The sequence below is a fragment of the Micromonospora rifamycinica genome, assembly GCF_900090265.1.
In the GTDB taxonomy this organism is placed as follows: domain Bacteria; phylum Actinomycetota; class Actinomycetes; order Mycobacteriales; family Micromonosporaceae; genus Micromonospora; species Micromonospora rifamycinica.
In genome coordinates this window covers 605,858-616,822 of the sequence record NZ_LT607752.1, presented here as the reverse complement: position 1 = coordinate 616,822, position 10,965 = coordinate 605,858, and the positions used below count along the sequence as shown (strand labels likewise).

The window sequence follows — 10,965 nt, the reverse complement described above, 5'->3', positions numbered from 1 at the left end:
GTCGCATCGCCGACTGCGGCGGCCCGGTGCGCGGGGCTACGCTTTCGGTGACTGCCACTTAGCGCGGTTGCGGACCACCGATGTGGTCTAGGGGTTCAAATCCTCTGGTAGTCACTGCCGACAGGGCGGGTCCATCCGGACCCGCCCTGTCCCCGTCCAGGGGTGCCGGCGACCGCCCGGCACGCCGCTACCCACGACCGCCCGGCACGCCGCTACCCACGACGCCGGTCAGTGCACCACCACGACCGCCGAGGGCGGCGGTTCCAGGCCGGCGAGCCGGGACGGCCGCACCACGAGGAACAGCACCGCCAGCGCCGCCACCATGCCGCCGGTCACCACCAGCGCCATCGCCACCGCGCCGTTGCCCAGCACGCCCACCATCGGCGCGGCCACCGCACCCACACCGAACTGCACGGCACCGAGCAGGGCCGAGGCGGTACCGGCCGCCTCACCGTGCCGGGACAGCGCCAGCGCCGGGGCGTTCGGCATCGCCAGCCCGGCCGAGCCCAGCACCGCCCAGAGCGCCACCAGCAGAGCGGGCAGCCCGCCGAAGCCGGTCGCCGCGAAGGCCAGCAGCGCGAGCCCGGCCAGGGTGCCGATGGTCAGCGAGGTGACGAGAATCCGCTGCGGCGGGTGGCGACGCAGCAGCCGTACGTTGTACTGGGCCGCCCCGATCAGCCCCACCGCGCCCGCCCCGAACGCCAGCCCGAACTGCTGCTCGTCGAGCCCGTACCGCTCCTGGAGGACGAACGAGGAGCCGGCCACGTACGCGAACAGCGCCGCCATGGCCAGGCCGGCCACCAGGACGAGCCCCACGAAGACCCGGTCGCGCAGCAGCGAGCCGTACAGGCCCACCGTGGTCCACACGCCGCCGCGCTGGCGACGCCGGGCCGGCAGGGTCTCCGGCAGGCCGACCACGGCCAGCACGACGAGCAGCACGCCGAGGACGGTCAGCGTCACGAAGACGCCCCGCCAGTCCGTCCAGCGCAGCACCCCGCCGCCGAGCGTCGGGGCGAGGATCGGCGCGGCGCCCATCACCAGCAGCAGCCGGGACAGCAGGGTGGCGAAGGCGGTGCCGCTGAACAGGTCACGGAGCACCGCCATGGCGACCACGGTGGCGGCGGCGACCCCGAGGCCCTGCACCACCCGCAGGCCGCCGAGGACCACGATGTTGGGGGCGACGACGCAGAGCGCCGACGCCACGATGTGCAGGGCGAGGCCGGCGATCAGCGGACCACGCCGTCCGACGGCGTCGGAGAGCGGTCCGATCAGCAGTTGGCCGAGGGCCAGCCCGGCGAGCGTGCCGGTGAGGGTCAACTGGACCGCCGCCGAGGTGGTGGCGAGGTCCGCGGCGATGGCGGGCAGCGCCGGCAGGTACATGTCGATGGTCAACGGGCCGACGGCGAGCAGCGAGCCGAGGACCAGGACGAGGCGTACCCGCTGCCGGCCGGTCATCAGCTCACCGGGGGTCGGCGCCACCTTCGCCAGCGGCTCGTGGGCGACATCGGTCATCGGGGAAACACCGCCCGGTCACGGCGCGGCCGGGCGGGAGTCAGGGCGACAGTCACACCTGGCTTCAAATCCGGATCCGCCGCGCTGATTCCCGCTCCGCCGAGAGGTAACGCGGGTCACAACAGCAGCTCACGCCTCAGGCCGGGTCCGGGCCGCCGTGCCGCCAGTACCCCATGAAGGCGACCGCGCGACGGTCCATGCCCCGTTCGGCGACCAGGTGCCGGCGGAGCGCGCGGATGGCACCGGCCTCGCCGGCCAGCCAGGCGTACACCGGTACCGGTGCGGTCGGGGTCGGCACCTCCCAGAGCGGGGTGCGGTCGACGTCGATGTCGGCGATCGGCCCGGTGGGGACCGCGTCGGTGGGGCAGAGCAGGCGTCGCGCCGCCGTGGCGACGGCGGGGAGCAGCCGGCTGCCGTGCCCGCCGCCGTCGCGGGCCAGCCAGTCGACCGTCACGCCGGGCGGGGTGACGACCGGCAGCACGTCGGTCGGGTCCGGCACCTCCAACAGCACCTGACCCCGGGCGTCGAGGGGCAGGCGTTCCAGGATGGCGCAGATCGCCGGCACGGCGGTCTCATCGCCGGCGAGCAGCAGGTGGCCGGCGGCCGGCGGCCGGAACTCGATGCCGCCGTGGTCGCCGTGGTAGCCGGCGTCGGGGCCGAGCAGGCCGGCCTCGTCGCCGGGGCGGGCGCGCAGCGCCCACCGGCCGGCCGCCCCGCTGTCGCCGTGCAGCACCAGGTCGACGTCGACCTCGGCCAGGTGGGGCCGGACCGCGCGGACGGTGTACGTGCGGATGGGGCAGCGCTCGTCCTCGGGCAGCGCCCGCCAGTGGGCGTACCAGTCGGCGCCGCCGGGAAGGTGCACCCCGGGTCGGCCGGGCAGCGGCAGCACCAGCTTCATCCGCTGGTCGTAGCCGTTGTCGGCGAACCGGTCGAGGTCCGGGCCGGTGAAGGTGACCCGCAGGAAGGACGGGCTGAGCCGGCGTGTCGCGCGCACCTGCACGTCAAACAGCCGCCAGGGGGCGACGGGCAGGGTCGCGGTGCCGGTGGCGTGGTGGGGCTCCCCCGCCGGGCGAACTCGATCACTAAGCACGTAGGTGAGGCTAACCTAAGCAACGAGATGAATGGCCACCCGGCCCCCCACACCCCCGATCGGGGGACCACCCCGCGCTCAGCCCGTGACACCGTCCGGCCGTCGACCGGCGGGACACACCGCGCCCCGGTCGAGGAAGAGCAGCCGGGCGCGCTTGTCCGGCAGGTCGATCAGGGGGCCGGGCACGAAGCCGGCCCGGACCAGCCGGTCGACGGCCCGCGCGTTGCGGGCGTCCGGCTCGGCCACGATCCGCAGCCGGGTCGGATCGGCCAGCACGAACGCGAGGAAGGCGTCGAGGAGCACCCCGGTGAAGCCGGGCTCCACACCGCCGTCCGGGGGGCCGATGAGCAGGTGGATGCCGAAGTCGCCGGGGCGCACGTCGTAACACCGCCCGACCGGGTCGGCGGCCGGCTCGTAGGTCTGGAACAGCGCCACCGGCCGACCGTCGCGATGGACCAGGTAGGCGTGGTGGGTGGTCAGCGAGTCGAGGTACGTGTAGATCTCGTGGACCCGTTCCCGGCTGGCGTCACGCATGCCCCAGAACCGGGACCGCTCCCGGGTCACCCAGTCGTGGATCACCTCGACGTCCCGGTCGGGCTCCACCGGCCGGATGGAGACCTCACCGAAGCCCTCGACCGGACGCCGGGCAGAGGTCGGCACCGCCGTCATGGCACTCCTTCCGGGGTCGGTCGGGCGACCGCCGTCGACCACCGCGCGCGTCGACCGACCAGTGAGGACGACCTAACCATGCCTGCGCACGGTAGGCAACCGAACACTCCACGCACCGACCGGCGGGTGACCGGGGCGGCGGGACCGGGACCGCACCGCCGGGCGGCGACACACCCGGCCACCCGTCGCCGTCGAGCGGCCGTGACGCGCCAGGCATTGACGGAAACAATTTGGTGTGTTAGCGCTCACATCACGGGATAATAAGGGGTGTCCACCCCCGAAACCGACCAAGCCATGCCCCCAAAACAGGGGGTGACACATTGCCAATCGTCGTTGGATAATTGTCACCCTTGAGCGCCGACACCCGCGCCGCGCCGGCGCTCACCGGAGGGACACCCGTGAAACGTGACCAGTCACCTGTGCTGCCGGGCGACGGCACCACGGACTACGCCCGTTACATGCGTACCGACGAGTTGCTCGATCTGCAACGCCGCCCGGAGGAGATGCTGCACCGCGACGAGCTGCTCTTCCAGGTGGTGCACCAGTCCGCCGAGTTGTGGCTCAAACTGGCCGAGGCCGAGGTGACCGCCGCCGTCGCCCGGGTCACGGCGGCGGACCCGGCAGCGGCGGCGGCACTGCTGGCCCGCGCGACGCTCGCGGTGCGTCTGGTCACCGACCAGCTGGCGATGTTCCGCCACCTCTCGCCGGTCGACTTCCAGACGATGCAACCGGCGCTGGGCAACGGTTCCGGAGCCGAGTCACCCGGTTGGCGACGGGTCACGCTGGCGAGCCGGCACCTCGGCAGGGCGTTCGCCGAGCACCTCGGCAGCCGGGGCGGCCCGCTCGACGGGCTGCCGCCGACCGACCCGACCCGCCGGCTGGCCGACGCGATGGCCGCCTGGGACGAGCAGGTCTCCCGGTGGCGTGCCCGCCACTACCAGGTCGCGCTGCAGGTCGGCGGGCACGCCGCGGACGGCTCCCCGGGCAGCCCGGCGACGGTGCTCGCCAAGCTCCTCGAGCACCGGTTCTTCCCCGAGCTACGACCGGGTCCGCCGGCGGCCGACCGCCCGGCGACGGCCCGTTCCCACACCGCAGAGGCATGACGAGCCGCGCCACTCGAAGAATCGTCGGCGCTGTCCCTGACACATTCCCATCCGAGGTGCGGTCCGTGCGTGAGCTGACGAGCTGGTCGTCCGGTACGGCCGACCCCGAACAATTCCCCTACCACGTGGTGGTCGCCGAATTTAACCGGGTCGGCAAACACTTCGTCGACAAAGAACTGCTGGCCCGGCTGGCCCGGGTCCGCGTCCAGGTGACCGCCCGGACGCCCGCCGCCCACCCGTTGTCCGCCTTCCTCGACGTGGCGCTCGACAAGTGGGACGCCCGGTACGACTACCGCAGCTACCTGGCCCTGCCGCTGCTCCCCCTGCCCACCACCGCCCCCGCCCGCCCCCGGGACCAGGTGCCCGCCGGACAGCACGCACCGGCCACGCCGGACAGCCAGCACGCACCGGCCGGGGCGGACCGCCAGCACGGCCTGGCCGGGCCGGGTGCGGGGGACGGCGGCCGGCGCGAGCGCGACCGGCTCCTGGTCGACCTCGTCGCCGATGCCGTCGCCTTCGAGCTGGCCGCCTCGGCCGGCGTCACCGACCTGCTGCCCGAGCAGCGGCCGGGGCCGACCCTGGTGACCAAGCGGTGCCGGCTCGCGGTCCGGGCCGTGTTCGCCGCCCTCACCCGGCTCGGCCTGGCCGCGACGGTCACCGACCCGGACCCGGTCACCGCGGCGGTGGCGCTGCACCGGCTCGCCGTCGCCGACCGGGATCCCGCCCGGGAGCTGGCCCTGCGGCTGAGCATGCTGCCGGTCTACGTCTCCCACGACGAGTACCTGTTCATCCGGGTGCTCCAGGCGTACGAGTGTCTCTTCGTCGGGGTCGCCGAGGAGCTGCGGGCCACCATCACCGAGCTGGCCACCGGCCGGTCCCGCGCGGCCGCCGCCCGGCTGGCGTACGCCCGGGACCTGATCGGCGGGGCCGGTGCGCTCTTCTCGCTGCTGGCCACCATGCAGCCGGCGGCGTTCCGGACGTTCCGCGAGTACACCGAGGGGGCCAGCGCGATCCAGTCCCGCTCCTACAAGCTGATGGAGTCGCTGTGCCGTACCCCCGAGCCGGCCCGGCTCGACTCCACCGCGTACCGGTCCGTGCCGGAGGTGCGTGACCTGGTGCGCGCCGGCCATCAGTCGATCGACCAGGCCTACCGGGCGGCGGTCCGCGACGGCCGGCTCCGCGACGCCGACCACACCCTGGTCCGGCAGCAGATGGCGGCCTTCGCCGAGGCCGTGCTGACCTGGCGACGCACCCACCACCGGCTGGCGGTCCGGATGCTCGGCTCCCGGTCCGGCACCGGCTACACCGAGGGCACCCCCTACCTGGCGGCCGTCCGCTCGGTGCCGGTGTTCACCGCCGTGTCCACCGATCCCCGGCCCACCCCGACCGACCCGATGGGAGGACACCCCGAGTGAGCGAATCCGACACCCTCCCGGCGCGCTGCCTGGACGCCGTCGCACACGCCGCCCTGCGCGCCGAGTTCCCGCTGCTGGAGACGTGCGTCTACCTGAACAACAACTCGACCGGCGCGGCACCCCGCGGCGTCGAGCGGGTGCTCGCCGACTACTGGCGGACCCTGCGCGGCTGGCGCGACGACGTGTGGCAGGACTGGCACGTCGGCCTCGACCGGTACGCCGACTCGGTGGCCGCGCTGCTCGGCGCACCCCCGGGCAGCGTGGTCACCGACGCCAACCTGAGCACCCTGCTGGCCCGGGTGCTCTCCTGCTTCGACTACCGTCCGCCGCGCGACCGGATCGTCACCACCGACCTGGAGTACCCGACGGTGCCGTTCATCGGCACCGCGTTCCGCCGCTACGGCGCGCGACTCGACGTGGTCGGCACGGGTGGGCCCGCGGTCGACGAGGACACCCTGCTGGCCCGGGTCGACGAACGGACGCTGCTGGTCTGCGTGCCGCACGCCAGCTTCTCCTCCGGGGCCACCGTCGACCTGCCCCGGCTGGTCGCCCGCGCCCACGACGTCGGCGCGCTGGTGGTGGTGGACGCGTTCCAGACCGTCGGGGTGGTCCCGCTGGACGTGACCGCGCTCGGCGTCGACGTCGTCCTCGGTGGGGCGCACAAGTGGCTGTGCGGGGCCGGCACCGCGTTCCTCTACGTCCGTCCCGATCTGGTGGAGCGGCTGGCACCGGCGGCGACCGGGTGGCAGGCCGGCGACCGGGCGTTGACCTTCCGGGTGTCGACCGGATGGGCGGCCGGGGCGCAACGCTTCGCCGGCGGCACGCCGTACCCGTTGACCTCGCTGATCTCCCAGGTCGGCCTGGACCTGCTCGCGGGCGTCGGGGCCGGGGCGATCCGGGCGCACTCGCTGGCGCTGACCCAGCGGGTACTGGACCGGGCGGCGGCGGCCGGCATCACGGTGGTCAGCCCCACCGACCCGCAGCGCCGGGGCGGGGTGGTGTGTCTGGACGTCCCCGACGGCGAGGCGGTCAAGCGGCGGCTGGCCGCGCGGAACATGATCTGCAGCTGGCGCGGCTGGCTGCGGGTCGGGCCGCACGTCTACAACACCCCGGACGAGGTGGACGCGTTCATGGACGCGCTGGTCGAGGAGCTGGGCCGGTGACCGTCACCCTGTCGCCGCGGGCGCTGATGAGCCTGCTCGTCAACGGCCCCAAGGCCGTCGACGTGCTGGAGACCGCGCTGACCCTCGGCCTGCTCGACGCGCTGGAGGCCGGCCCGGTACGCCTGGACGCGCTGGCCGACCGGTTCGGGGTGCGCCCGCTGCGGCTCTACAAGTTCCTCGACTGCCTGGAGAGCCTCGGCTGCGTCACCCGCCACGAGTCCGGCGACGACATCGCCACGACCGGCTACCGGGCCGTGCCGGGGCTGCGGGACGCCGTGCTCGCCGTGGTCGGCCCGGACGCGATCGAACGCGACCGGGACCGCTACCCGTGGCGGCTGCTGCATGGCCGGCTCACCGAGAGCCTGCGCGGCGAGGTCGGGATGACCGACGACGACTTCGCCTGGCCGCCGAAGACCGCCGCGCAGACCGCCGACTTCGAGCGCAGCATGGCCGCCGGGCTCGGCCCGGTGATCGAGACGCTGCGCCGGCACGCCGACCTGCTCTGGCCGGACCGGCGACGCCTGCTGGACGTCGGCGGCGGGGACGGCACGCTCGCCGCGCACATCCTCGACACCGCGCCGGGCCTGCGGGCCGACGTGTTCAACCTGCCGCCGGTGGCCCCGCTGGTGGCGGCCACCCGGGTCGACCGGGGGCATCCGGACCGGCTGGGTTTCGTCGGCGGCGACTTCCTCGCCGGGCCGTTGCCGTCGGGCTACGACGCGATGGCGTTCGTCCGGGTGCTGCACGACTGGCCCAACGAGGTAGCCCGGCATCTGGTGGAGCAGGCGTACGCGGCGTTGGAGCCGGGTGGGCTGCTGCTGATCGGTGAGGAGTTCCGCACCCCGGACCGGCTGGCCGTGCAGTTCTTCTGGAGCTACTTCCTGATCGGGGTGGACAGCTGCGTGAGCCGGCTGCGGGAGGTGGAGTTCTACACCGGGCTGCTCGCCGAGGTCGGCTTCACCCGGGTGGCGGTGCTGCCCGGCGGCTGGGAGCTGGTCACCGCGTACAAACCGGGCTGACCCGCCGCCACCGGCCCTGACGCGTCGACACCGGCCCTGACCTGTCCACACCGGACCGTCGACACCGCCGGCCCGCCCGCGCCGGGTGGGCCGGCGGGGGCGGGCCGGGCGGGGCCGGGTCAGGGTCGGCGGGCCAGCACCGCGCCGTTGGCGCCGGGGGCCTCGAACGGCACCGTGCGGATGTCGACGAAACCGGCGTCGGCCAGCCAGGCGGCGTACTCGGCACCGGAGTAGTTCTTGCCGCCCTCGGTCTCGACGAGCATGTTCATCCCCATCAGGGCGGCCTCCGCCGGACCGGTGCGCTCGTCGTTGAGCAGCAGTTCACTGATGACGATCACGCCGCCGGGCGGCAGCGCGGCGTGGCACCGGGCGAGCAGCCCCCGGTTGGTCGGCTCGTCCCAGTCGTGCAGGATCATGCTGAGCAGGATGACGTCGTGTCCGTCCGGCAGGGCCGGGTCGGCGAGGAAGTCACCGGCGACCGCGTCGATCCGGCCGGTCAGCCCCGCCTCGGCGATCCGCTCCCCGGCCCGGACGCAGACGTGCGGCAGGTCCAGGATGGTCGCCCGCAGCTCCGGCAGGCGCAGGCAGAACTCGATCGGGAACGCCCCCGCGCCACCGCCCACGTCGAGCAGCCGGCGGTGCGCGCCGAAGTCGTACGCGTCGGCCAGCGCGCGGGCGGTGAACCGCGAGGTGGCGAACATGGCGTCCCAGAACTCGGCGACCAGCTGCGGGTCGGTGGTGTCGAACAGCGAGTCCTGTTGCTGCGGATCCCAGGTGAGCGGCCGGTTGCCCCGCAACGCCTCGCCCACCCGGTGCCAGGGCAGGTAGGTACGCAGGTCGGAGTAGCGCACCTGGGCGCCGAAGTAGTACGGCTGCCCCTCGACCAGGAACTGTTCGGCCAGGGCGGAGTTGCGGTAGCCGTCGCCGACCTTCTCCAGCAGGCCGAGCGACGCGCTGGCGGCCAGCAGCAGGTCGGCCGGGCGTTCGTCGAGCCCGAACTCGGCGGCGGCCTCGGCCAGGGTGACGGTGCGCCCGCCGGCCAGCCGGGTGAAGAGGCCGAACTCGACCCCGACGGCGAGGGTCTTGAAGGCCCAGACACCACCGACGAGACGCATGAGAGGAGTGGGAGTGATCACCGGTACATAAAATCATGAATCTTGGTACGACTGAAGGAAACCTTCGGCGCGCCGCGCCGCCGTCGTCATCCGGTGGCGCACCACCGCCCTCGCCGGGCCGGTCGGCACGGTGGCGGGCACCGGTCATCATGGGAGAATGATTCGCTTCGTCCTGAACGTCCTGTGGCTCATCTTCGGTGGCGGAATCGTGCTGGCGCTCGGCTACTTCGTCGCCGCGGTGATCTGCTTCGTCCTCGTCGTCACCATCCCGTTCGGGGTCGCGTCGCTGCGGCTGGCCGGGTACTCGCTGTGGCCGTTCGGCCGCACCCTGGTCGCCAAGCCCGGGGCCGGGGTGCCGTCCGGGCTGGCGAACGTGCTGTGGGTGCTGCTGGCCGGCTGGTGGCTCGCGCTGTCCCACCTGCTGGCCGGGATCGCGCTCTGCGTCACGATCATCGGCATCCCGTTCGGCATCGCCAACTTCAAGCTGGTCCCGGCGGCGTTCTGGCCGCTCGGCCGCGAGGTCGTCGAGGCCCCCTGACCGGCGCGGCCGCCGCGCCGCCGGCCCACCCGCCGGTCAGGCGCGGCGGTCACCCCGCCGGTCAAGCCCGCCGTCAGGCGCGCCGGTCGGCGTGCAGGCGGTCGAGGTGGGCGGCGAGTTCGTCGGTGATCAGCAGGTCGGTGCGGATCCGGTCGTGCGGGTAGCCGGCCCGGCCGATCATGTGCGCGGCGACCGGCGCGGTGGCCAACTGGAACGCGCCGACCAGCACCAGCGTGGTGACGTCCACCCCGGTCCGCAGCCGCAGCGCGCAGCCGAGCAGCACCAGCAGCAGGCCGAGCACCTGGGGCTTGGCCGCCGCGTGCATCCGGGACAGCAGGTCGGGGAAGCGGACCAGGGCGACCCCGGCGGCCAGGCTCAGCAGCGCGCCACCCAGCAGGCAGGCCGCGGCTACCACGTCCAGCACCGTGTCCACGCTCACCGGTCGTCCCGCCGGCTGGCGAACCGGGCGACACTGACCGACCCGACGAAGCCGAGGATGGCCAGCACCACGAGGATGGGCAGGGCGGTCGCGTCCCGGCTGTAGGCGGCCTCCGTGGCGACGGCGGCCACCACGATCGCCAGCAGCACGTCGGTGGCGACCGCCCGGTCGAGCACGGACGGCCCCCGGACGATCCGGGTGAGGGTGAGCGCCCCCGCCACCGCCAGCAGCACGGTGACGATCACGGCGACAGTGGTCATGTCGAGGTCCCTTCCATGACGGGCGGTGTGTGCTCGCGGATCAGACGTCGCTCCTCGGCCGAGCCGATCGCCGCGATCAGCCGGGCCTCCAACTCCAGCACGCCGGTGCGGAAGCGTTCGACCTCGGCGCGGTCGCGCACTCCGAGGACGTGGACGTAGAGGATGCCGGCGTCCCGGTCGACCTCGACGATGAGGCTGCCGGGCACCAGGGACAGCGCCTCGGCGGTCAGGGTCAGGTTGAGGTCGGAGCGGACCCGCAGCGGCACCGCGATGATCGCGCCCAGCGGCGGATGCCCGAACCGCAGCGCCAGTGCCGCGATCTGGACGCTGGCCACCACCAGGTCGCGCAGGAAGCGCAGGGCGAACCGCAGCAGCGGCAGCGGGTGCAACCGCCCGGCGAAGGTCACCGGGGGCAGCGGGAAGACGGTCAGCACCACCAGCCCCACGACCAGCCCGCCGAGCACGTTGGCCCAGCTCAGCGTCCCCCAGAGCAGCACCCAGACGGTGACCAGCACGATCATCGCGACGGCCCGGTTGCGGCGGCGGGCCGCCGGGGTCAACGGCAGGTCCTCGGGATGCTCCGGCGGCTCCCCGGCGCGCGGCGACGGCGGCGCACCGGGTGGCGGGTCCGTGGACCGTGGC

At 73.9% G+C, this 10,965-nt stretch carries 12 protein-coding genes; 5 read left to right on the top strand and 7 right to left on the bottom strand.

The features are described from left to right. Positions 1-228 precede the first annotated feature (228 nt). The 3 genes from GA0070623_RS02640 to GA0070623_RS02630 all read right to left on the bottom strand — a co-directional run bounded on the left by GA0070623_RS02640 (position 229) and on the right by GA0070623_RS02630 (position 3,271). A complete protein-coding gene (locus GA0070623_RS02640) occupies positions 229-1,455 on the bottom strand; it encodes a multidrug effflux MFS transporter (RefSeq protein WP_067303952.1) in 1,227 nt (408 codons plus the stop codon). 193 nt (positions 1,456-1,648) lie between these two features. Next, positions 1,649-2,602 carry a siderophore-interacting protein gene (locus GA0070623_RS02635; RefSeq protein WP_067303900.1) on the bottom strand — a complete coding sequence of 318 codons (954 nt, stop codon included), beginning with the start codon at positions 2,600-2,602 and terminating at the stop codon, positions 1,649-1,651. A 78-nt stretch (positions 2,603-2,680) separates the two neighbouring features. Then, positions 2,681-3,271, bottom strand: a complete 591-nt coding sequence (locus tag GA0070623_RS02630) for a GNAT family N-acetyltransferase (protein WP_067303898.1) — start codon at positions 3,269-3,271, stop codon at positions 2,681-2,683. A 398-nt stretch (positions 3,272-3,669) separates the two neighbouring features. On the opposite strand from GA0070623_RS02630, the gene GA0070623_RS02625 reads away from it, so the two are divergent. The 4 genes from GA0070623_RS02625 to GA0070623_RS02610 all read left to right on the top strand — a co-directional run bounded on the left by GA0070623_RS02625 (position 3,670) and on the right by GA0070623_RS02610 (position 7,971). After that, positions 3,670-4,374 carry a tryptophan 2,3-dioxygenase family protein gene (locus tag GA0070623_RS02625; protein ID WP_067303949.1) on the top strand — a complete coding sequence of 235 codons (705 nt, stop codon included), beginning with the start codon at positions 3,670-3,672 and terminating at the stop codon, positions 4,372-4,374. 65 nt (positions 4,375-4,439) lie between these two features. Further along, entirely contained in the window at positions 4,440-5,789 is a 1,350-nt protein-coding gene (locus GA0070623_RS02620) for a tryptophan 2,3-dioxygenase family protein (protein WP_067303946.1), read from the top strand. Further along, positions 5,786-6,952 carry an aminotransferase class V-fold PLP-dependent enzyme gene (locus tag GA0070623_RS02615; protein ID WP_197700038.1) on the top strand — a complete coding sequence of 389 codons (1,167 nt, stop codon included), beginning with the start codon at positions 5,786-5,788 and terminating at the stop codon, positions 6,950-6,952. The genes GA0070623_RS02620 and GA0070623_RS02615 overlap by 4 nt, the downstream gene beginning before the upstream one ends. Then, positions 6,949-7,971, top strand: coding sequence for a methyltransferase (locus tag GA0070623_RS02610; protein ID WP_067303895.1), 1,023 nt, complete (start codon positions 6,949-6,951; stop codon positions 7,969-7,971). The genes GA0070623_RS02615 and GA0070623_RS02610 overlap by 4 nt, the downstream gene beginning before the upstream one ends. Before the next feature lie 119 nt (positions 7,972-8,090). Here the strand turns inward: GA0070623_RS02610 and GA0070623_RS02605 are convergent, their stop codons facing one another. Further along, positions 8,091-9,107: a methyltransferase gene (locus GA0070623_RS02605; protein WP_067303892.1), complete on the bottom strand. Its 1,017-nt coding sequence runs from the start codon at positions 9,105-9,107 to the stop codon at positions 8,091-8,093. A gap of 136 nt (positions 9,108-9,243) precedes the next feature. On the opposite strand from GA0070623_RS02605, the gene GA0070623_RS02600 reads away from it, so the two are divergent. After that, positions 9,244-9,624: a YccF domain-containing protein gene (locus tag GA0070623_RS02600; protein WP_067303889.1), complete on the top strand. Its 381-nt coding sequence runs from the start codon at positions 9,244-9,246 to the stop codon at positions 9,622-9,624. A gap of 73 nt (positions 9,625-9,697) precedes the next feature. Here GA0070623_RS02600 and mnhG read toward each other — a convergent pair whose 3' ends face one another. From mnhG to GA0070623_RS02585, 3 genes are read right to left on the bottom strand one after another with little or no spacing between them, the layout of a single operon-like run. Next, positions 9,698-10,063 (bottom strand): monovalent cation/H(+) antiporter subunit G, encoded by a 366-nt coding sequence (gene mnhG, locus GA0070623_RS02595; protein WP_067303885.1) that lies wholly within the window; start codon positions 10,061-10,063, stop codon positions 9,698-9,700. Further along, positions 10,060-10,323, bottom strand: coding sequence for a monovalent cation/H+ antiporter complex subunit F (locus GA0070623_RS02590; RefSeq protein ID WP_067303882.1), 264 nt, complete (start codon positions 10,321-10,323; stop codon positions 10,060-10,062). The genes mnhG and GA0070623_RS02590 overlap by 4 nt, the downstream gene beginning before the upstream one ends. Next, positions 10,320-10,889: a Na+/H+ antiporter subunit E gene (locus GA0070623_RS02585; protein WP_407937987.1), complete on the bottom strand. Its 570-nt coding sequence runs from the start codon at positions 10,887-10,889 to the stop codon at positions 10,320-10,322. Before GA0070623_RS02585 ends, GA0070623_RS02590 begins: the two co-directional genes overlap by 4 nt. Positions 10,890-10,965 lie beyond the last annotated feature (76 nt).

Coding starts and splice junctions, on each gene's coding strand:
- GA0070623_RS02640 (WP_067303952.1), bottom strand. CDS start 1,455: ATGACCGGCCGGCAGCGGGTACGCCTCGTCCTGGTCCTCGGCTCGCTG.
- GA0070623_RS02630 (WP_067303898.1), bottom strand. CDS start 3,271: ATGACGGCGGTGCCGACCTCTGCCCGGCGTCCGGTCGAGGGCTTCGGT.
- GA0070623_RS02600 (WP_067303889.1), top strand. CDS start 9,244: ATGATTCGCTTCGTCCTGAACGTCCTGTGGCTCATCTTCGGTGGCGGA.
- GA0070623_RS02590 (WP_067303882.1), bottom strand. CDS start 10,323: ATGACCACTGTCGCCGTGATCGTCACCGTGCTGCTGGCGGTGGCGGGG.